This is a genomic window from Lancefieldella parvula (assembly GCF_963547875.1).
Classification (GTDB): domain Bacteria; phylum Actinomycetota; class Coriobacteriia; order Coriobacteriales; family Atopobiaceae; genus Lancefieldella; species Lancefieldella parvula_D.
Window position 1 is genome coordinate 72452 of sequence record NZ_CAUUSI010000003.1, and the last position, 21448, is coordinate 93899.

Genomic DNA, 21448 nt, shown 5'->3' on the forward strand with positions numbered 1-21448 from the left:
ATATATAGAGTTTTGAGAGGTTTCAGCACATGTTTGATAAATTCACTGACAGAGCGCGTAAAGTCATGAGCTTGGCTCAGGACGAGGCTCGCGGTCTTGGCCAGATGTATGTTGGTACCGAGCACCTGCTACTTGCTCTCATCAAAGAGGGGGAGGGCATTGCTGCTCAAGCTCTGGCTAAGCTGGAGGTCTCGTATGACGAGGCTCTGGCAACCGTAAAAGAGCTCACCACGGGCGCAGGAGACCCTATTCCTGGCGGCCACATTCCGTTTACTCCTCGCGCAAAACGCGTGCTTGAGGACGCGTACAGAGAAACTATGACCCACGGTCAAAGCTATATCGCAACAGAGCACCTGCTTTTGGGCATTGTGTCCGAGGGTAATGGTCGCGCTATGGATGCCCTGCGTACCATGGGTGTCTCGGGCGACGCGGTAAGAAACGCCGTTGATGAGCTGGTTACTCAGACTCCAGACGATGCACCTGCTGGCCCTCGTATGGCAGAGCCTCGCATTGAGGGTGGCATCTTTGGCATGCCTGTAGGCGCTGGTCAGATGCGTCCTAACGCAAACGACGATGCTTCTATGCTGGAGCAGTTTGGCCGCAACCTTACCAAGCTTGCCGCAGATAAAAAGCTTGACCCCGTCATTGGTCGTGACCGCGAGATTGAGCGTGTCATGCAGGTTCTTGCACGTCGCCAGAAGAACAACCCACTTATCCTGGGCGATCCTGGTGTTGGCAAGACTGCCATTGTTGAGGGCCTGGCTCAGCTCATTGCTTCTGGCAATGTTCCTGATATCCTGCGCGGAAAGCAGGTTTGGACGCTTGACCTGGCAAGTCTGGTAGCTGGTTCTAAGTATCGCGGTGAGTTTGAGGACCGCATGAAGAAGGTTGTTGCTGAGCTGGAGAAATCCAAGAACGACATCCTCTTCATCGACGAGATTCACACCGTCATTGGCGCCGGCTCCGCAGAGGGTTCCATCGACGCCGCGTCCATCTTGAAGCCACCGCTGTCTCGTGGAGAAATCCAGGTCATCGGCGCAACTACGGCAGAAGAGTACCGTAAACATGTCGAGAAGGACGCCGCATTTGAGAGGCGTTTCCAGCCAGTCAACATCGGCGAGCCAAACAACGACGACACCATTTCTATCATCCACGGTCTTCAAGATCGCTACGAGAAGCACCATCACGTCCACTACACTGAAGCTGCCATCAAGGCTGCTGTTGCGCTTTCTAGCCGCTACATCCAGGACCGTTTCTTGCCAGACAAGGCCATTGACGTCCTCGATGAGGCTGGCGCTCGCGCACGCATCCACAAGATGAGCCTTCCACCAGAGATTGCCCAGGTAGACGCAGATCTTCTCCGCGTTCGCACCCAGAAGTCTGAGGCAGCAAGCGCTCAAGAGTTTGAGCAGGCAGCTCGTCTGCGCGACCAGGAGAAATCCCTGGTAGCAGAGAGGGATCGCTTAGAGACTGAGTGGCGTGAGCAGCTGGACAAGAATATTGTCACCGTTGACGAGGATGATATTGCAAAGGTTGTCTCTGGCATCACCGGCGTTCCTGTTTCTAACCTTACTGAGACTGAGGCTTCAAGACTGCTTCGTACAGAAGACATCCTTCACCAGCGCGTTGTTGGTCAGGATGAGGCTGTTGTTAAGGTTGCAAAGGCAATCCGCAGAAGCCGTAGCCCGCTCAAAGACCCTAAGCGTCCTGGCGGCTCCTTCATCTTCTTGGGGCCTTCCGGCGTAGGTAAGACTGAGCTTGCAAAAGCCCTGGCAGAGTTCCTGTTTGGCTCCGAAGACGCCCTGCTTTCATACGACATGTCCGAATACATGGAGCGCCACACCGTAGCCAAGCTGGTTGGTGCGCCTCCAGGATACGTGGGCTACGATGAGGGCGGCGAGCTCACCAAGGCTGTCCGCAGGCGTCCGTACTCTGTCTTGCTCTTTGACGAGATTGAGAAAGCCCACCCAGACGTCTTTAATATCTTGCTCCAGATTCTAGATGAGGGTCGCTTGACTGACGGTCAAGGCCGTCACGTGGACTTCTCCAATACGGTTGTCATCATGACATCTAACATTGGTGCTCGCGATATTGCCCGTACCAATACCATGGGCTTCTCGTCAGAGGGTTCTAAGGGTCTCTCCGACAAAGAGATTACCAGCCGTGTTATGTCTGAGCTCAAGCGTGGATTCCGCCCAGAGTTCTTGAACCGCGTGGACGAGATTGTTGTCTTCAAGTCGCTCTCTACCGAGCAGCTTCGTGGCATTGTTGACCTCATGGTTCTTGACCTGCGCGATCGCCTGATTGCCAACGGTATGTCCATTGAGCTCACTGAGGCAGCAAAGGATTTGATTGCCAAAGACGGAACCGATCCTGTCTACGGCGCTCGTCCGCTGCGCCGCACCATCCAGTCGATGATTGAAGATCCTCTGTCTGAGGAGCTTCTCTCTGGTCAGTGGGTTGCCGGAGACATTGTTGCTGTTGATGTTGACGCTGAGGGCAAGAAGCTTATGTTCACCAAGACTACAGGCGTCATCCCTGAGCCTCGCAAGAAAGAGACAATGGCGCAGCTTGATCAGATGGATGTCAGCATGGGACCATCCTCGCTGCCACAGGGTAGCGCGGGCGGGTCGTCCGATTTGATGTCCTCCGCTGAGTAAGTTAGTTCTGACCCGAGGTTCTGCCTCGGGTCTTTTTGTATTGCACCCAAAACGCGCAGCGCTCTTGGCGAGAAACCCGTCGAGAAACCTGTCTTCTTGAAACCGTCACTACACGCGCCGGCAACAAAACCGTATACTTGAAACGTTGAAACAAATTGAAGCCACAAACGTACAAGAAAAGCAAAACACAGCCTGTAAGCTGCGAGTCATTGAGGGAGAGCCATGGAGCCAACGCAACTTGATCCAAATGCAACAGAAAATGAGGACCGCATTGCCACAGCTCTAAAGATGACTGCTCCTGGTACGGCACTCCGCGTGGCGCTGGACATGATTATCGCCGGCCGCTTGGGCGCCCTCATTTGCGTAGGAGATACAGAAAACGTCCTTGCTGCGGGCGGAGATGGTTTCAAACTTGATGTTTCCTTCACGGCAAACCGACTGTTTGAGCTTTGCAAGATGGATGGCGCCGTGGTGGTTGACAAAGACCTCACCAGAATTCTGCGCGCCAACTTCCACCTCAATCCTGATGCAACGCTTCCAACTGCAGAAACAGGTACTCGCCACCGTACTGCCGCTCGCATGAGCTTGCTTACCAAGTCTATTGTGATTGCCGTGTCTTCTCGCCGTTCGTTGATTACGGTCTACGTTGATGGTCACGTTATTCCGCTGAAGTCAGTACCAGCCATTATGTCTACCGTCAACCAGCTTTCGGTTGCTATGCAAAATACGCGCCAGCAACTTGATCGCGCGCTTTTGCGCCTAACCGCTCTTGAGCTTGATAACTACGTCACCCTGGGCGATGTAGCAGGCATTTTCTATCTCTTTGAGGTTTTGTTTAGTGCCGCTGATCAGCTTGACGCCTGCCTTTTGGAGCTAGGTAGCGAGGGAAAAACCACCGCTATGCAGCGTGAGGAATATTTGGGCGGCATCGACGAGGCCTATAACCTGATGATTCGCGACTACGCCGTAGATTCTTCCGCTGAAGAGGCGCGCGCCATTCGCCGCCGCTTCCACGAGACAGCAAACACTGAGCTACGCTCCGCAGAAAGTGTTGGCCAGATTCTTGGTTACTCCGATGGCCGCGGAGAAGATGCGTCCATGGAGCCTCTGGGCCTGCGCACGCTTTCCCGCGTTCACGTGGTCAACGATGAGATTGCGGCCAGAATTGTTGACGCTTACGATAACCTGCAGCAGCTGCTTCACGTTGCAGAAAACGATACGTCCAGCCTCAAATCTCTGGGTGTCGAGAACCCCGGTGCACTTGCTAACAGTCTCCGCAGAATGTGGGGTAAGTCAGAATAATGGCTGCAAGCAGCACTTGTGCAAAGGTCGTGTCAAAGCCACGTCCTTCTCGCCTCACAACACATGGAGCAAAAGCCGATACCGTTGCTGTCATTGTGGCCGGTGGCATTGGCGAGCGCTTTGGATATCCTGATGGCAAGCAGTTTATTTCTGTCTGCGGTCTTCCGCTGATGAGCTGGTCAATCCTTGCGTTTGATCACGCGCCAAGCGTGGCTCACATTGTGATTGCTTGCTCTGACGAGAAACGCGCTGCAGTTCAAGAGGGTGTTTTGGGCAAGCTTGTGCTCCACAAGCCTGTTCACTTTGCAACGTCTGGTGCCACTAGACAGGAATCGGTTTACAACGCGCTCCAGGTAGTGCCCGCTGGATATGATCTTGTTTCTGTTCATGACGCGGTTCGCCCGCTCATTGAGGTAGAGACTATTGAGCAGGTCATTGGTACAGTTCGCAAGTCGCCTAAGATTGCGGGAGCAATTTTGGCTCACCGCGCAACTGATACGCTGAAGCACGTAGATGGTGCAACCATTGTAGATACGCCTGACCGCTCAACGTTCTGGGCTGCTCAGACTCCTCAGGTGTTCAAGACACGCACACTTCTTGAAGCCCACGAAGTAGCTCGCCAGGAAGGCTACCAGGGAACCGATGACTCGTCGTTAGTTGAGCGACTTGGTCTTACGGTGCTGTGCGTTGAGTCGCAACGAGAAAACGTGAAGGTCACGTACCCGTCTGACCTTGCAATTGTTGAGGCTACGCTCAGCCGTCGCCTGGTAGAAGGCGCAACCGGAAGTGAGGCTGTAGAGTGAGCATGCCAGAGCTTAAAATTGGCCACGGATACGATGTTCATCGCCTGGTAGAGGGTAGAAATCTTATCTTAGGTGGCATCAAAATTGAGCACACCAAAGGTCTTCTCGGCCACTCCGATGCTGATGTTTTGGCTCATGCGCTCATGGACGCCCTGCTAGGAGCCATGCGCGCAGGCGACATTGGCCAGCTTTTCCCTGATACAGACCCTGCTTATGAGGGTGCTGATTCTATGGTGCTCCTGTCCCATGTTATGCAGCTTGTTCGTAATGAGGGCTTTGAGCTTCTGGATTGTGATTGCACCGTTGCAGCTCAGGCGCCTAAGTTGCTTCCTCATCGCGATGCTATGAGAAACCGCATGGCTGAGGTCATGGGTGTTTCGCCAGATAAAGTTGGCGTAAAAGCAACCACTACCGAAGGCCTTGGCTTTGTAGGCACTCAAGAAGGCATTGCTGCCTGGGCAGTTGTACTGTTGGGACGTAGCGCGCAATAAATTACAGCTCTACGATATGGTCGGCTGCCTCCACCACTTTAGGGTCATGAGATATGAGAAGTATTATGTGGTCCTGCTTGACCTTCTTGAGAAGAGTAAGAAGGACATCAACACTGTTTTGATCTAACGCAGAAGTTGGCTCGTCAAGCAACATGACACTTGGATTCATAAGCATCATGCGGATAATTGCAATCTTTTGCTTTTCTCCACCAGAGATAGCAGAGCTTCGTTCAGCCAGGCGAACATCAAGATTTTGATCGTCACCAAGCAGCAATTTTTCCAGGTTGAATAGCTTGATATAGCTGATTATCTCTTCATCTGTTGGTTGGTTTTTGCACAGCAGTGTCAGATTATTTCTTACCGTATCGTCAACAATGCTTGGCTCTTGCTCGGTAAATCCAAGCGTATTTTTTCGAAGTTCATACTGATTAATTTGAGTTAACAAATCCTCATTAATAGCAATAGTGCCTGATAGGTGAGAAGACCACTCTCCGTTAATGAGCTTCAGAAATGTTGATTTGCCTGTACCGTTTCCACCGGTAATGGCATATATATTTCCTTTTGCAAAACTACAAGACAAGTTGTTCATCAGTACTTTATTGGTATGTGGATAAGAGAAAGACACATTTGTGCAGGTAATTTGATTGACATCGTCTGATGGAACGATAGTTCCAACGGATTCTTGAGGTAAATCTAGAATCTGCTCAATTCGATTAAGGCTTACCGTAATGCTCTGATAAGCCATACCAAATTCCATGAGAAGCGTAATAGAACCTAAGAGCGATACAAAATAGCTTGAAATGGTTGCAATATAGCCAGGCTGCAGTGCTCCAAGGAAAATTTGATAGGCACAGGTAATAAAGACAATGGCTTGGAATACGGCAATCACAGCATTGTTTAATTCTTGTACGCCAAACTCAAGCTTGTACTGCTCATGAATGGCACTACGAAGCTTTTGATTGACGGCATAGTGCTGATTAAAGAAACGCTCAAAGAGGGAATGACGCCTAATGAAATCTACATCAGTGAACTGCGAGAGCTCAATCGATCCATACTGGGACCGCAGTTCTTTAGATTCTTTGTATCTTTTATAGGCCGAAGCTTGGATTTGCTTATAGATAATAAAGCTCACCAATAGCAGAACAGCTGTTACAAGAGCGGTTAATGGGTTCAAATATAAAATAATCGCAAGCGTGCCTATGACAGAGACCATAGTTGTTGCAAAGCTCACGCATTGTGTAAGTATAAAAATTGAAACGTCATTAGAATCGTTATTTACTGTCTGGCGGTAATGTCCAGAATCATATGACGAGAAAAACGATGAATCTGCATGTTGAATCTTGTCAATTAGCTGTCGCTCAATAGTAAACGCAGAATCAATCTGCAATTGACAATAGCGCGTTTTAGCAAGATAGGAACAGCCGGCAATAAGGATTCCTAGTGCGGCAACCACGGCGCAATAGAAAAGTATCTCGCTCCAAATTGTCCCTGAAATAAAAAGATTAATTACAAATCCAACAAGAAGAGGTTGGATCACCATAAGCGCTGTGACAAAGAATGACAGAAAGAGAAAAATCGCAAGACTGCCTTTATCCAGAATGGTAGATATACAGTAGTGGATAATGTTAAAAAACTTACTCATTCAAATCACCTTCTGAAGTTGTTAAGAGTAAGATTTCTTGTCTTCTAGTTCTTCGCAGTTTTGATTCAAATATAAATTTCTTAAATTTTTGTTCATCAAGTTTAATAAAACAAAAAAACAAATCCAGCACTAATCCGTGAACGGTAACAAAATTGAATCTTGATTAGTACGGTATGGAACTCAAAGGTTTTCCACAAACCGTTTATACTTACACCAATACACAATGGTTGCGAGGAGTATGCATGCTTGTCTATAACACTCAGACGCATAAAAAAGAAGAGTTCAAGCCAATCGACGAGGGCAAAATCCGCATGTACGTGTGCGGTCCTACGGTTTACGATCAGATTCACATCGGAAACGCCCGTACCTTCCTCTCGTTTGACGTTATTCGACGTTATCTGATGCACAAAGGTTATGAGGTCACCTTTGCTCAGAATTTGACTGACGTTGACGACAAGATTATTCAGCGTGCCATTGAGCAGGGAAGGACTGCTCAAGAGGTTTCTGAAGAGTTTTCTCAGGCGTTTATCGAGCAGATGCACCGTTTCAATATTCTAGATCCGGATATTCGTCCTCGCGCAACGCATGAGATTGAAGCCATGCTTCAGATGATTCAATCTTTGATTGAGCAGGGTCACGCTTACGCGGTGCCTTCGGGCGACGTGTACTTCTCGGTCCGTTCTGACCCCGGCTATGGCGTGCTTTCTGGTCGAGATCTTGATCAGCTTCGCGCAGGTGAGCGCGTTGAGGTTAATGACGAGAAACGCGATCCATTTGACTTTGCACTCTGGAAAGCTGCAAAGCCTGGTGAGCCTAGCTGGCCAAGCCCTTGGGGAGAAGGTCGTCCTGGTTGGCACAGTGAGTGCTGCGCTATGATTCATCGCTACCTGGGCACTCCAATTGACATTCACGGCGGTGGTTCTGACCTGGTATTCCCTCATCATGAGAATGAGACGGCGCAGGCATCTTGCGCCTGGCATACTCCTCTCGCCAATTATTGGATGCACACCGGAATGCTTCGCGTTGATGGCGAGAAGATGTCCAAGTCTTTGGGCAACTTCTACACACTCAAGGAAGTTTTGGACAAGTACCCTGCAGATGCAGTAAGACTTTTGATGCTTCAGACGCACTATCGTGCACCACTTGATTTCTCGTTTGAGCGTCTTGAGGGTACCGTTGGTACGCTTGAGCGCATGAAGACCTGCGTTGCAAATCTCCGCTGGGCTTTCAAGCAGTCTTCTGCTCAGCACGAACTTTCTGATGCTGATAGCACGCTTGCTGAGGCAATCAATATAGCTCAAAGCGAGTTTGACGCTCAGATGGATGATGATTTCAACACCGCAGGTGCACTTGCTGCTATCTTTGCGCTGGTAACTGCTGCAAATACGTATCTTGCAGAGGTTGGTCAGAACGTTGGTGCAAGTCCTGTTCTCCGTGCAGCAGATATGTTGTGCGAGCTCACGGGAGCTTTGGGAATTGATTTGACTCAGGCGGCGTCTACCTCTGATTTACCAGAGGAGCTTGTGGCGCTTGCCGCCCAGGTAGCAGGCTATGAGGGCGCGTCAGCTGATGAGGCCGCAAAGGCTCTGCTTGCTGCTCGTCAGGAGGCTCGTTCCCAGAAAAACTGGGCAGTTGCTGATCAAATTAGAGACGGCATTGCTGAGCTTGGACTTTTGATTGAAGATACCGCCGCTGGCGCTCGACTTAAGCGTAAGGCAGACTAACTATGGCAAGAAATCAGCGTTCTACCTCTAAAAACACTCGCTCCGAGGGCGCTGCCGGGCGCGGTGGCTCCACTGGTCGCAGTGGCGCTGCAGGCCGCAGCGGCGCTGCAGGTCGCAGTGGCGCTACAGGTCGCAGCGCCGCAGGTCGCGGCTCCAAGAAGGCTGCCGACTGGGGCGGTTATTTCGGCGCCAAGAATGGCCAGGGCTCAAAAGGTGGTCGCTCCGCACAAGGCGCACGCGCAACTCAGGGTACTCGCGGACAGAAAGGCGCTGGTGGACAGCGAGGCGCTGGCGCTGGACGTCCCGGTAACAAGAAGCCTGCAACCGATCTTATCGAGGGTCGTCGCGCAGTAGCAGAGGCGCTGACCGTTGGTATTCCTTTGAAGAATGCGCTGGTACAAGCCGCAAGCGGGCAGAAGGACCAGGAGATTGAGGCTCTTGCACGTCAGCTTGAGCAGGAGGGTATTCCTGTCGAGCGTGTCGCAAAGCCCGTACTTGACTCGCTTTCAAGCCACGGCGCTCACCAGGGCGTTATTGTCCGTACACAGCCTTTTGCTTACGCTGACCTCTCTGAAATCATCCAGCGCGCTGGTTTAGAAAACGCTCTGGTTGTGGTCTTGGACCACGTTACTGACGAGGGAAACTTTGGCGCAATCGTAAGAAGTGCCGAGGTAGTTGGCGCAGCCGGCGTCGTTATTGCAAACGCTCGCGCCGCCCGAGTCGGCGTTGGTGCATACAAAACTTCCGCTGGAGCCGTGCTTCACCTGCCAATTGCTCAGGTTTCTAATCTGCCGCGCGCTCTCGAAGAGCTTAAAGCCGCAGGTTTTTGGACATGTGGCTCTACCGAGCATGCAACCCAGTCCGTGTGGGAGGCTCCTATGGGAGGCCGCCTTGCACTTGTCATGGGCTCTGAAGGTTCAGGAATTTCTCGCCTTATGCTCGAGAAGTGCGATTTTACGTGCAAACTTCCTCAGTTTGGCCAGGTAGAGTCCCTGAACGTTGCTCAGGCAACGACGGTCATGTGCTACGAGTGGCTCCGCAGGACTCAGGAAGCGTAAGAAGTCCAGGAAGCCCAGGAAGCGTAAGGTATGGCTCAGAAAAAATCGCTGCTTGTAGTCGATGGCTATAACGTCATGTTGGCAACTCCTCGCTATGAGGTGCTGCTGGATGAGCGTGGCTCTTCTGCACAAGAAACCGCTGCTGAGAGAGCCTATCACCTCAACACCGATCCGTTTTACCGCGCCCGTTTGGCGCTCATTTCTGACGTTGCCACGTTTGCGCAGGGCACCTACGAGGCCGTTATTGTGTTCGACGGAAAGGGAAACGTAAACGACGAGCGTCCGGAGCGCACCCACGCTGGCGTGCAACTGGTCTTCTCCGAGACGGGGGAGTCCGCTGATAGCGTCATCGAGCGCCTGGTCACGGATGCGCGAGAGGCTGGTCGCAAGGTATTTTTGGTCACGTCGGACAGGGACATCCGCGCCACGGCCGGCTTTGGCCCCGGCGAGGTCACGCGCATTGCAAGCGCATCGCTGGTTCACGAGATTTCCCAGGCAGATAACGTTGTTGAAGAGATGCGTCGCGATCAGGTCAGTACGCGCATGACGCTTGAAGACCGCATTTCTCCAGATCAGCGCGAGAAACTCTGGAAGCTGCTAGGCAGATAGGTGCCCAGGTCAGCGTCGCAAGCGCCCACGCGCTAATACGCCCGACGCGCCAATTTGACTGACGCGCCAATGCACTCGACGTGCCTGGGCGCAATCAGCGCGCCTGATTTCTGCAAAGAATCTGTAAATTCTGCCTGATAACAGCAAAGAATCTGTGGATTTGCCTGATTTTGTTAAAGAATCGGTGGCTTAAATACAGAATCTTTGCACTTTTCAGGCGGGCATTTCGTGACGTGACTTTTGAATCTGGTGTGGTTCATGGGCGCTTTCATCGAGCCTGATTTTCTCGCCAAGTCTGAACGATTTGCCGGAAAAGTGCGCCAAGTCTGAGTGTTTTGCCGGTTTTTCTCGTCATGTCTGAGCTGTTTTACTCAGACATGATGTACTTTTCAGGCTGACTAAACTTAACCAGACAGCGCATTTGTACCAAGTTCACCCCCACAGAAGGGCAGCGCTCCTACGAGCCACATTGACCAGTTTGTGTAGAAAAATTTCTCGAAAATTGAGACTAGACCAAAGCCAGAAAAGTCTATAGAATATCCTCTGCACTTGATGCCGCTATAGCTCAGCTGGTAGAGCAACTGACTTGTAATCAGTAGGTCCCGGGTTCGAAGCCTGGTGGCGGCACCACTTGAATTTTCAGCCAGGCATTGCCTGGCTTTTTTCGTGCAAATTTTGGGGCATTCGCGACGTATCGCGTATGGCTCCTATAGACAACCGCTAAAGCCCGTGTCCGTTTGTCGAGAAAATCGCTTGGAATTGTGGAATAATTTTGATAAGATACGCCCGGTTGGGTGGATTACGTTGACAAGATTTTTATTCAATCGTAATATTTTCCCGCTTACGAGGTAATACGGAAGTTCAACAAGACTTTCTGCGTACGTTAAACCACAAGGTACAGCGTATTAATTACTTCAAGAGTGCTTGAAAACGGCATTCGGGGATATGGCACAGCGGCAACTGCGGCGGACTGTAAATCCGCTCCCTCTGGGTTCCTTGGTTCGAGTCCAAGTATCCCCACCACGCCCGTGTAGCTCAGTAGGTAGAGCACTTCGTTGGTAACGAAGAGGTCACCGGTTCAAATCCGGTCGCGGGCTCCATGTTTCAAGCGGCATTTATGCCGGCGTAGCTCAGCTGGTTAGAGCACACGGCTCATACCCGTGACGTCACTGGTTCGAATCCAGTCGCCGGTACCAGACTCTTTACGGCGTACATGTCCTAGACATTTGCGCCGTTGAGTATAAACAGACGTTTTTTCACCACGGTCTAGCCCGAGGGTTAGTTCCAGAAGGAGGATTGGCAATGGCCAAGGAAAAGTTTGACCGCACAAAGCCACACGTAAACATCGGTACCATTGGTCACGTCGACCACGGTAAGACTACCCTTACCGCAGCAATCACCAAGGTTCTCTCTGAGACCGAGGGCTGCAAGGCAGACTATACCGCCTTCGAGAACATCGATAAGGCTCCAGAGGAGCGTCAGCGTGGTATTACCATTTCCGTTGCTCACGTTGAGTACGAGACTTGGGAGCGCCATTACGCTCACGTCGACTGCCCTGGCCACGCAGACTACATCAAGAACATGATTTCTGGTGCAGCTCAGATGGACGGCGCAATCCTCGTTATTGCTGCAACCGATGGTCCTATGGCTCAGACTCGTGAGCACATCCTTCTTGCACGTCAGGTCGGCGTTCCTTACATCGTCGTCTTCCTGAACAAGTGCGACATGGTCGACGATGACGAGCTCATCGACCTCGTCGAGATGGAGACCCGTGACCTTCTCTCCGAGTACGACTTCCCAGGCGATGACCTTCCAATCATCCGTGGTTCCGCTCTCGGCGCTCTTAACGGCGAGGAGAAGTGGGTTGAGTCCATCCGTGAGCTCATGCACACTGTTGACTCCTACATCCCAACACCAGCTCGTGACAACGAGAAGCCATTCCTGATGGCAATCGAGGACGTCATGACCATTTCTGGTCGTGGTACCGTTGCTACCGGCCGTGTTGAGCGTGGTGAGCTCAAGCTCAACGATCCAGTCGAGATCGTTGGTATTAAGCCAACTCAGAACTCTGTTGCTACCGGCATTGAGATGTTCCGTAAGACCATGGACTTCTGCGAGGCTGGCGACAACGTTGGTATTCTTCTTCGTGGTGTTAAGCGCGAGGACATCGAGCGCGGTCAGGTTCTCTGCAAGCCTGGTACCGTTACTCCACACAAGAAGTTCACCGGTGAGGTTTACGTTCTTACTAAGGAAGAGGGCGGCCGTCACACCCCATTCTTCTCTGGTTACCGTCCACAGTTCTACTTCCGTACAACTGACGTAACCGGCGACATCTACGAGCTCACCGATGCAAACGGTGGCAAGGTAGAGATGGCTATGCCTGGTGACCACATCACCGTTGGCTGCGAGCTCATTCACCCAATCGCTCTTGAGCAGGGTCTGAAGTTCGCTATCCGCGAGGGTGGCCACACCGTCGGCGATGGCCGTGTTTCCACCGTCATCGAGTAACTTCTTTTAAAGTTGCTAACTTGCCCGGCGTGCTTTTTGCGCGCCGGGTTTTTTGTCGAGAAAAAATATGTGAACGCCTAGAGTAATTAGAGAAAAGTATTGACATCTCTGGGTAGTGGGTGCTAACCTAAGCAACCGCGTCACATTTCGAGAATACATCTCGTGACCGTGTTCAGGAGGATCAATGCGTACACTCGTTACTCTCGCCTGCACTGAGTGCAAGCGTCGTAATTACACTACGGACAAGAATAAGTCCAACAACCCAGATCGTATGGAGTTGAAGAAGTACTGCCCATGGTGCCACAAGCACACGGTACATCGCGAGACCCGCTAGGCTAGGTGGGTTCGTTCTAGGCCAGTAGCTCCAATGGTAGAGCGGCGGTCTCCAAAACCGTTTGTTGAGGGTTCGAGTCCTTCCTGGCCTGCCAGATAACTTCACCGGCCTTCCCATAAGGGTTGGCCGGTTTGTATGTAGGTATAACATCCAAGGGAGCGTAGGATGGCAAATAAGGAGCGCAATAAGAGGAGCGCACGTAAGGCTCGCGCAGAAGAGCGCGCCCAGCGTGAGGCCCTTCAGGCTGAAGCTACTCCTGAAGCTTCTGCTAAGGCCACTAAGGTCGAGGCAAAGAAGCAGGAGAAGTCCGTTCAGCGTAACGCTAACCCTGGCTTCTTTGGACGCCTGGGTGCTTATTTTGCAGGCGTTCGTACAGAAATGCACCGCGTTGTGTGGCCTTCAAGCTCTGAGCTTGCTGGTTTCTCTGTAGCCGTAATTGCAACAATCATTTTCTTTGGCTTGGTAACTTGGCTGGTTGATACTGGCATTGTTGCTGGTCTCGTCGCCTTTACTGGACTGAGGGGATAATCAATGGCTAAGCGCTGGTATGTAGTTCACACCTATTCAGGTTATGAGAACAAGGTAAAGACAGACCTTGAGCACCGTATTGAGACCTATGGCCTTGAGCGTGCTGTTGTTGATATTCAGATTCCTACTGAGGAAGTTACTGAGGTCAAGGACGGCGGCAAGCGCGAGACCAAAGAGTCTAAGGTTTTCCCAGGTTACGTTCTTGTTCGCATGGAGCTGGATGACAATACTTGGGCTGTTGTTCGCAACACCCCAGGCGTAACTGGTTTTGTCGGCATTGACGGCAAGCCAGTTCCTCTGCGTCGTGATGAGTTCGATAAGATCATGCGTCGCGGCGGTATGAAGACGGGTAGCCCTGTACCTAAGCGTACAGCAACCAATATTGAGGTCGGTCAGGCAATTCACGTTCTTTCTGGTCCTCTCGCTGACTTCGACGGAACTGTTTCTGAGGTCAACGCAGAGTCCGGCAAGATCAAGGTTATGCTCACCATCTTTGGTCGCGAGACTCCGGTTGAGCTCACCATGGATCAGATTTCCCTGATAGACTAGTAACTAACGGCTTATCCCGCACTTCTCGTCCCTTGTGGATTGCTTCTCGGGAGTGCGCGAGAATAGACTCAAACGTATTCAAACAGGAGGCTTAACATGCCCGCAAAGAAGGTTGTTAACTTTATTAAGCTGCAGATTCCTGCAGGCCAGGCAAACCCAGCTCCTCCAGTAGGACCAGCTCTGGGTGCTGCACAGGTCAACATTATGCAGTTCTGCCAGGCATTCAACGCTGCAACTCAGGACAAGGCTGGCGACATCATTCCAGTCGAGATTTCTGTTTACGAGGATCGTTCCTTTGACTTCGTAACCAAGACTCCTCCAGCAGCTCAGCTCATCAAGAAGGAGCTTCACCTCAAGGGTGGTTCCGGTGTTCCTCAGCGCGATAAGGTTGGCCAGCTCTCCCAGGAGCAGCTCACCAAGATTGCTGAGATCAAGATGCCTGACCTCAACGCAAACGACATTGAGGCTGCAAAGAAGATCGTCGCTGGTACCGCTCGTTCCATGGGTGTAACCATCGCCGAGTAGTGTTTACTCCCGTCAGCCATTTGTGTGGCTGAAGGTTGTTTTGTCAGAGCATCCGACGTTAGTGCACATAGTTGGGTTTCTCGCCAAGAGGGCGTAACTATGGACGGAAGATGCAGGAGTGGGAGGGCAGACGCCCGCTAACCACAGGAGGTACATAATGCCTAAGCACGGAAAGAACTACAAGAATGCAGTTGCCAAGGTAGACGGTGCAAACCTCTACAGCCCAAAAGAGGCAGTAACCCTGTCTAAGGAGCTTGCAACTGCTAAGTTTGACGAGACCATTGAGGTAGCAATTCGCCTTGGTGTCGATACTCGTAAGGCTGACCAGAACGTTCGCGGTTCCATCTCTTTGCCTCACGGCACTGGTAAGTCCGTTCGCGTTGCAGTCTTCGCAGAGGGCGAGAAGGCCCGCGAGGCTGAGGCAGCTGGCGCTGACATCGTCGGTGGCGACGAGCTCATCGCAGAGGTCGAGAAGGGCATGCTTGACTTTGACGCAGCAATCGCAACCCCTCAGATGATGGGTAAGGTTGGCCGTCTTGGTCGTGTTCTTGGTCCTCGTGGCCTTATGCCTAACCCTAAGCTTGGCACCGTTACCATGGATGTTGCAAAGATGGTTAACGAGCTCAAGGCTGGTCGTGTTGAGTATCGTGCAGACCGTTTTGGTATCTGCCACGTTGCAATCGGCAAGGCTTCTTTTGAGGTCCAGCAGCTTGTTGAGAACTATGGCGCACTGATTTCCGAGATCATCCGCGTCAAGCCATCCAGCGCAAAGGGTAAGTACGTCAAGACCGTTGCTATTTCCTCTACTATGGGCCCTGGCATCAAGGTTGATCCAACCAAGGTTCGTAACCTTATGGAGGACTAAGCTAAACGCTTAGAAGTACCTAGCACGTTTAATCCGGTATCTGCTTGCAGGTACCGGATTTTTCTTGCAGCGTGCACGCGGTGTAGGCGTGGACTCGGCTCGCAGCGCACGTGTGGTGTAGGCGTAGACTCGGCTTGCGGCACGCGTGCGGCTGATGCGTGTGTAGCTGAGTTGTGCGTGCGGCTGAGTTTTGCGTAGCTGCTTAGCCGCTCTTCTCGTCAAATTTTTGTGAAGAGAAAGAAATTGTGCACTCAACCTTGACTTGCGTAGTTTTTTGCTGCACAATATCCAACGCAAGACAGACGTCTTGTAGTTGCACGTTCGCTGCCAAAGACAGCCGGCGCCTTGAATCCAAGGCTTAATGGGATTTCCCGCCTGCCGAGGTGGTCTTGAGATTAGTACATCCAGACCCCGCTTTGGTTGCCAAAGTGGGGTCTTTTCATGTGAGGGCCGCACCTGTTGGCGCTCGTGCCTGAGACATGATAAAGGAGGTGTACTACATGCCAGCTCAGTCTAAACTTGATTTGCTCGAGAAGGTTTCCGCTTCTCTCGACAACTCCAAGGGCCTGTTTGTTATTGACTATCGTGGTCTCTCCGTAAAGGAGACTCAGGAGCTTCGCCGCGCACTTACCGCTGCAGGCGCTCACATGAAGGTCTATAAAAACAACATCGTCAAGATTGCTCTTAAGAACGCTGGTATGCCAGAGATTGACGAGATGCTCGCCGGTACCTGCGCATACGTTTTCTACGAGAATGATCCTGTCGAGGCCGCTAAGATCATCAAGGATCAGGCCAAGAAGCTCAAGAAAGTTGAGTTCATTGGCGGTATCGCTGATGGTCAGGCACTTACTGCTGACGAGGCAAAGGCTTACGCAGATCTTCCTTCTCGCGAGGAGCTCATCGCCAAGCTTGTCTTCGTTGTTGCAAGCCCGCTTACTGGTATTGCACAGGTTTGCGCTGGTCCTGCACGTGGACTCGCAACCGCTCTTTCTGCAGTCGCAGATCAGAAGAACGCTGCATAAGCAACGTTTTGTTGTACCCGCGCATTGGCGCAAACCGCGTAAGAGTGTAGACGCACTCAAGCGCACACATACAAGCCGGGCTTTTGCCCAGATGCAGTACAAAGGCTGCATCGTTTAAAAAGGAGAATTGACATGGCTGTCACTAAAGAAGAGATCATTGAGGCCCTTAAAGAGATGCCTGCACTCGAGCTTTCTGAGCTCGTTCACGAGCTTGAGGACGTCTTTGGCGTTTCCGCTGCTGCTCCTGTAGCTGTCGCTACTACTCCTGTAACTGGTAGCGCTGCTGAGGAGGCAGAGGAGAAGACCAACTTTGACGTTATCCTCGAGGGCTTCGGCGACAACAAGATCGGCGTCATCAAGGTTGTCCGTGCTCTTACCAACCTTGGCCTCAAGGAGGCAAAGGAGGTTGTCGAGGGTGCTCCTAAGGCTGTCCTCGAGGGCGCTAAGAAGGAGGACGCTGAGGCTGCTAAGGCTCAGCTCGAGGAGGCTGGCGCTACCGTCACCCTTAAGTAAGTCCATCCTACATTGCTTACTGGAGAGGTCAGACTTCGGTCTGGCCTCTTTTTGTTTGCCTGGCGAGAAACCCGTGCGCTCGGGGCGCATGGAGCCAAGGTGTTTTTGCAGCAGCCGGAAAAGCGCATCAAGCTGGGGCGCTTTAGCTGCAGCCTGAAAAGTGCATCAAGTCTGAGTGATTTGCCGGATTTTCTCGCCATGTCTGAGCGATTTGCCTGTTTTTCTCGCCTTATCTGAGTACTTTTGCTCAGACTTGACGTGCATTTCAGGCTCATAAATCCTGCGTGATTGCTCTGGCTTACTGCGTGACATGCCCTAGTTTTTCTCGCGCCTGATTTCTACAAAGAATCTGTAACTTTTGCCTAAAATTACAAAAGAATCTGTGGATTTGCCTGATTTTGCAAAAGAATCGGTGGCGCAAATACAGATTCTTTGCACTTTTCAGGCGCGTGCAGCAAAAGGTCGGCGCGTGTGGCGAGAAACCCGTGCGCTCGGGGCGCATCCGGTGAGCATGGAGCGCCATGCGAAGCGACGTGGCGGGGGAGCGCCGCTCACCGAAAGCTATTTCTGTCTCCGTGGACCTTCTTCACAAAATCTTCATAACTAGAAAAGACGAGTTAGTTAAGGATTTACCTGCAACATAACGTTTGTGCAGTTGAAAAACATAAACGCGATAATATAGTCAAAACGTCTTAAAAAATCAAGTGTTTTTCTGTTGACGCGCATTAAAATCTTGACTAAATTACTAGGTTGCGACAATTGCCACCTTCCACCCTTTTGAAGGAGGACAACCTGGTGTCTACCGCTAAAAAGACTTCCCTCACCACGCCTCAGGCGCATACTGGACGCAGGACGTTCAGTAAGATTCCCGCAGCTATGGAGCTGCCAAATCTGATTTCTGTACAGAAGGAATCATTTGAGCGCTTTATGGGAGAGGGCCTTGCAGAGTCCTTCGCTGAGTTCTCGCCAATTGAGAACAGCGCTGGAACCATGCAGGTCACCTTTGGTGACCATCAGTTCGGCGACCCTGCCAATTCAATGGCTGAGTGTCGTGCAAAAGACATTTCATATCAAGCACCTCTTTTTGTTGACGTCCGTTTTGTCAACAAAGAGACTGGTGAGATGAAGGAGCAGCTTGTCTTCATGGGTGATTTCCCACTGATGACTGAGCGCGGTACCTTCATCATCAACGGTTCTGAGCGCGTTGTGGTTTCACAGCTCGTTCGTTCACCTGGCGTGTATTTCTCGTCAGAGATGGACAACGGTGTTCTGGTCCACAAGTCTCAGTTCATTCCTGCACGTGGTGCATGGCTTGAGTTTGAGGTTGATAAGCGCGGCCACCTGGTCGTCTCCATTGACCGCAAGCGTCGCCAGAGCGCTACCGTCTTCCTCCGTGCACTTGGCATTGCTGTTACCGATGACGAGATCCTCTCGCTCCTTGGTGATTCCGATGTTGTTCGCAACACACTTGAGCGTGACGTTGCAACCACACGTGAGGATGCTCTTATCGAGATTTATCGTCGTCAGCGTCCAGGCGAGCCACCAACTGTTGACTCTGCCCGTTCTCTGCTTGACGGCCTTTTCTTCAACGAGCAGCGCTATGACCTTGCTCGCGTTGGTCGTTACAAGATCAACAAGAAGCTTGGGGAAGAGATTCCTGCAGACGTTCGTGTCCTTACCAAAGAGGACATCGTTGCAGCTCTTCAGTACCTTCTTGCTGTTCATGCAGGTGATGAGTCTAAGCACCTTGATGACATTGACCACTTTGGCAACCGCCGTGTCCGTACCGTTGGCGAGCTGGTCCAGAACCAGTTCCGCATTGGTATGAGCCGCATGGAGCGTGTTGTTCGTGAGCGTATGGCATCTCAGGACGCAGACGACATCACTCCACAGTCCCTGATCAACATCCGTCCAATTGTTGCTGCAATCAAGGAGTTCTTCGGTTCTTCTCAGCTTTCGCAGTTCATGGAACAGGCAAACCCACTTGCTGGTTTGACCCACAAGCGCCGTCTTTCTGCTCTGGGACCTGGCGGTCTTGCAGGACACAAGTCCGGCTCCAGCCGTCGTACCAACGTTCCTACCGCAGTCCGCGACGTTCACAACTCGCACTACTCCCGTATGTGCCCAATCGAGACTCCTGAGGGACCAAACATTGGTCTTCTCGGCTCTTTGGCACTATACGCTCACGTAAATGAGTACGGCTTTATCGAGGCTCCTTATCGTAAGGTCACAGACGGCGTTGTCTCTGACGACATCGTGTGGATGACTGCAGACGAGGAGGAGAATCACATCATTGCCCCTGCTAACACCCCAATTGACCCTAAGACTAAGAAGTTTGTTGAGGTTGACGCAGACGGCAAGATTGTTGATGCAGACCGCGTTATTGCACGTACCCGCGACTTCGACGGTTCCTTCGGTGCACCTGCACAGGTTCCTGTTGAGGACGTTGACTACATGGACGTTTCTCCACGTCAGCTTCTCTCCGTCGCAGCTAACCTCATTCCATTCCTTGAGCACGACGACGCAAAGCGTACCCTCATGGGTGCAAACATGCAGCGTCAGGCAGTGCCTCTGATTCAGTCCCACGCTCCATTTGTTGGAACTGGTATGGAGGGCCGCGCAGCTCAGGACTCTGGTGAGCTTATTTGTGCAGAGTTTGCCGGCGAGGTCACCGAGGTTGACGCAGCTCACGTTGTCATCTACTCCGATGAGCACGGTTCTCAGCGCTACGATCTTCCTAAGTACGAGCGCTCCAACCAGTCCACTTGCATCAACCACCGTCCAATCGTCACTGTTGGACAGCAGGTCGAGAAAGGCCAGCCAATCGCAGACGGTCCATCTGTTGACCACTCTGAGCTGGCACTTGGTGCAAACCTTACCGTTGCTTACATGCCATGGGAAGGCTACAACTACGAGGACGGTATTATCGTCTCCGAGCGTGTTGTTCAGGAAGACCTTCTGACTTCCGTTAACATTTCCCGCCACGAGATTGATGCCCGTGACACCAAGCTTGGTGCTGAGGAGATTACCCGCGAGATTCCAAACCTTGGTGAGGACATGCTCGCAAACCTCGACGATGACGGTATCATCCGCATCGGCGCCGAGGTTGGCCCTGGCGATATTCTGGTTGGTAAGGTTACTCCTAAGGGTGAGACCGCTCTGACCGCAGAAGAGCGCCTGCTTCGCGCAATCTTCGGTGCTAAGGCACACGATGTTCGTGATACTTCCCTTAAGATGCCACACGGCTCCTATGGCCGCGTTGTTGACGTTGTCCGCTTCAGCCGTGAGGCTGGAGACGACCTGCCTCCAGGAGTAAACGACCTGGTCCGCGTCTTTGTTGCTCAGCGCAGAAAGATCCAGCAGGGCGATAAGATCGCTGGTCGCCATGGTAACAAGGGTGTTATTTGTAAGGTTCTCCCTGTTGAGGACATGCCTTACATGGCAGATGGTACCCCAGTAGACGTTATTCTCGACCCACTGGGCGTTCCTTCCCGTATGAACGTTGGTCAGCTGCTTGAGTGCCACCTTGGCTGGGGCGCTGCACATGGTTGGGATGACGATGACGCAGATTCCAAGCGTTACGTTGAGGGCCCAATCCCTGTTGCAACACCACTCTTTGACGGTGCTACTGATGAGTCCGTTGCAGAGATTGTTCGCCGCACCAACATCAACATGATCAACAAGGCTCTCAAGGAGTACGGCGAGAACATGCGTGAGGAGTTTGTTCCACAGCTCAACGAGCGTGGTAAGACTACCCTCTACGATGGTCGTACCGGTGAGGCTTTCAAGAGCCCAATTACCGTTGGTGTTTCTTACATTCTGAAGCTCGGCCACATGGTTGACGATAAGATCCACGCACGTTCAACTGGTCCTTACTCTCTTGTTACCCAGCAGCCTCTGGGTGGTAAGGCACAGTTCGGCGGTCAGCGCTTTGGTGAGATGGAGGTTTGGGCACTGTACGCATACGGTGCTGCTAACGTCCTCCAGGAGATCCTCACCGTTAAGTCTGACGATACCAACGGCCGTGTTAAGACCTACGAGTCCATTGTTAAGGGCGAGAACATTCCTACTGCAGGAATTCCTGAGTCCTTCAAGGTTCTGGTCAAAGAGATTCGCTCCCTGGCACTTGACATTGAGCCAATCTCCTACCGTAAGCGTGCAAATACCGCAAAGGTCACAGATCCTGAGGAGAAGAACGCTGTTGAGATCCTCAACGACCTTGGCTTCACTGAGGTAACCGCTTCCGACCTGTCCCAAGACGCCGAGGGTGTATCCGCACTTGTAGGCGACGCGACCACCGATAAGGAGTAGCGAC

At 51.9% G+C, this 21448-nt stretch carries 18 protein-coding genes, 5 tRNA genes and 1 other annotated feature; of the genes, 22 read left to right on the forward strand and 1 reads right to left on the reverse strand.

What is annotated here, in order from left to right; all coding sequences use genetic code 11:
* The first annotated feature begins 29 nt into the window (after positions 1 to 29).
* The 4 genes from RWJ96_RS02415 (at position 30) to ispF (ending at position 5256) form a co-directional block, all read left to right on the forward strand.
* On the forward strand, positions 30 to 2660 hold the full coding sequence (locus RWJ96_RS02415; RefSeq protein WP_314018769.1) for an ATP-dependent Clp protease ATP-binding subunit: 2631 nt from the start codon (positions 30 to 32) through the stop codon (positions 2658 to 2660).
* A 222-nt stretch (positions 2661 to 2882) separates the two neighbouring features.
* Positions 2883 to 3962, forward strand: a complete 1080-nt coding sequence (gene disA, locus RWJ96_RS02420; protein WP_314018771.1) for a DNA integrity scanning diadenylate cyclase DisA — start codon at positions 2883 to 2885, stop codon at positions 3960 to 3962.
* Positions 3962 to 4765 carry a 2-C-methyl-D-erythritol 4-phosphate cytidylyltransferase gene (gene ispD, locus RWJ96_RS02425; RefSeq protein ID WP_314018772.1) on the forward strand — a complete coding sequence of 268 codons (804 nt, stop codon included), beginning with the start codon at positions 3962 to 3964 and terminating at the stop codon, positions 4763 to 4765. The genes disA and ispD overlap by 1 nt, the downstream gene beginning before the upstream one ends.
* 2 nt (positions 4766 to 4767) lie before the next feature.
* Entirely contained in the window at positions 4768 to 5256 is a 489-nt protein-coding gene (ispF, locus tag RWJ96_RS02430; protein WP_314018773.1) for a 2-C-methyl-D-erythritol 2,4-cyclodiphosphate synthase, read from the forward strand.
* Between the two features lies 1 nt (position 5257).
* On the opposite strand, the gene RWJ96_RS02435 is transcribed toward ispF, so the two are convergent.
* Entirely contained in the window at positions 5258 to 6898 is a 1641-nt protein-coding gene (locus tag RWJ96_RS02435; protein WP_314018775.1) for an ABC transporter ATP-binding protein, read from the reverse strand.
* A 242-nt stretch (positions 6899 to 7140) separates the two neighbouring features.
* Here RWJ96_RS02435 and cysS point away from each other — a divergent pair, with 242 nt between their 5' ends.
* The 18 genes from cysS to RWJ96_RS02525 all read left to right on the forward strand — a co-directional run bounded on the left by cysS (position 7141) and on the right by RWJ96_RS02525 (position 21444).
* Entirely contained in the window at positions 7141 to 8622 is a 1482-nt protein-coding gene (gene cysS / locus RWJ96_RS02440) for a cysteine--tRNA ligase (RefSeq protein WP_314018776.1), read from the forward strand.
* A 2-nt stretch (positions 8623 to 8624) separates the two neighbouring features.
* Positions 8625 to 9680, forward strand: a complete 1056-nt coding sequence (gene rlmB, locus RWJ96_RS02445) for a 23S rRNA (guanosine(2251)-2'-O)-methyltransferase RlmB (protein WP_314018777.1) — start codon at positions 8625 to 8627, stop codon at positions 9678 to 9680.
* Positions 9681 to 9710: 30 nt separating this feature from the next.
* Positions 9711 to 10289 (forward strand): NYN domain-containing protein, encoded by a 579-nt coding sequence (locus RWJ96_RS02450; RefSeq protein ID WP_314018778.1) that lies wholly within the window; start codon positions 9711 to 9713, stop codon positions 10287 to 10289.
* Between the two features lie 554 nt (positions 10290 to 10843).
* Positions 10844 to 10919 (forward strand) — tRNA-Thr (locus RWJ96_RS02455).
* Positions 10920 to 11228: 309 nt separating this feature from the next.
* A tRNA-Tyr gene (locus RWJ96_RS02460) sits at positions 11229 to 11312 on the forward strand.
* Position 11313: 1 nt separating this feature from the next.
* A tRNA-Thr gene (locus RWJ96_RS02465) sits at positions 11314 to 11389 on the forward strand.
* 19 nt (positions 11390 to 11408) lie between these two features.
* Positions 11409 to 11485: transfer RNA gene (locus RWJ96_RS02470), tRNA-Met, on the forward strand.
* A gap of 106 nt (positions 11486 to 11591) precedes the next feature.
* Entirely contained in the window at positions 11592 to 12797 is a 1206-nt protein-coding gene (tuf, locus tag RWJ96_RS02475; protein ID WP_035426981.1) for an elongation factor Tu, read from the forward strand.
* Between the two features lie 184 nt (positions 12798 to 12981).
* Positions 12982 to 13131, forward strand: a complete 150-nt coding sequence (rpmG, locus tag RWJ96_RS02480; RefSeq protein ID WP_012809261.1) for a 50S ribosomal protein L33 — start codon at positions 12982 to 12984, stop codon at positions 13129 to 13131.
* Positions 13132 to 13149: 18 nt separating this feature from the next.
* Positions 13150 to 13225, forward strand: a tRNA-Trp gene (locus RWJ96_RS02485).
* A 71-nt stretch (positions 13226 to 13296) separates the two neighbouring features.
* On the forward strand, positions 13297 to 13659 hold the full coding sequence (gene secE / locus RWJ96_RS02490) for a preprotein translocase subunit SecE (RefSeq protein ID WP_314018779.1): 363 nt from the start codon (positions 13297 to 13299) through the stop codon (positions 13657 to 13659).
* Between the two features lie 3 nt (positions 13660 to 13662).
* Positions 13663 to 14208 carry a transcription termination/antitermination protein NusG gene (nusG, locus tag RWJ96_RS02495; RefSeq protein ID WP_012809259.1) on the forward strand — a complete coding sequence of 182 codons (546 nt, stop codon included), beginning with the start codon at positions 13663 to 13665 and terminating at the stop codon, positions 14206 to 14208.
* A gap of 96 nt (positions 14209 to 14304) precedes the next feature.
* A complete protein-coding gene (gene rplK, locus RWJ96_RS02500; protein ID WP_012809258.1) occupies positions 14305 to 14733 on the forward strand; it encodes a 50S ribosomal protein L11 in 429 nt (142 codons plus the stop codon).
* A gap of 157 nt (positions 14734 to 14890) precedes the next feature.
* The gene (rplA, locus tag RWJ96_RS02505; protein WP_314018780.1) at positions 14891 to 15598 is read left to right on the forward strand and encodes a 50S ribosomal protein L1; all 708 of its coding nucleotides are present in this window, start codon (positions 14891 to 14893) and stop codon (positions 15596 to 15598) included.
* A 309-nt stretch (positions 15599 to 15907) separates the two neighbouring features.
* Positions 15908 to 16047 (forward strand) — a sequence feature (ribosomal protein L10 leader region).
* Between the two features lie 51 nt (positions 16048 to 16098).
* Positions 16099 to 16620, forward strand: coding sequence for a 50S ribosomal protein L10 (gene rplJ, locus RWJ96_RS02510; RefSeq protein WP_314018781.1), 522 nt, complete (start codon positions 16099 to 16101; stop codon positions 16618 to 16620).
* A gap of 132 nt (positions 16621 to 16752) precedes the next feature.
* On the forward strand, positions 16753 to 17133 hold the full coding sequence (rplL, locus tag RWJ96_RS02515) for a 50S ribosomal protein L7/L12 (protein WP_314018782.1): 381 nt from the start codon (positions 16753 to 16755) through the stop codon (positions 17131 to 17133).
* A 99-nt stretch (positions 17134 to 17232) separates the two neighbouring features.
* Positions 17233 to 17370: a hypothetical protein gene (locus RWJ96_RS02520; protein ID WP_314018783.1), complete on the forward strand. Its 138-nt coding sequence runs from the start codon at positions 17233 to 17235 to the stop codon at positions 17368 to 17370.
* A 558-nt stretch (positions 17371 to 17928) separates the two neighbouring features.
* Positions 17929 to 21444: a DNA-directed RNA polymerase subunit beta gene (locus tag RWJ96_RS02525; protein ID WP_314018785.1), complete on the forward strand. Its 3516-nt coding sequence runs from the start codon at positions 17929 to 17931 to the stop codon at positions 21442 to 21444.
* Positions 21445 to 21448: the final 4 nt, after the last annotated feature.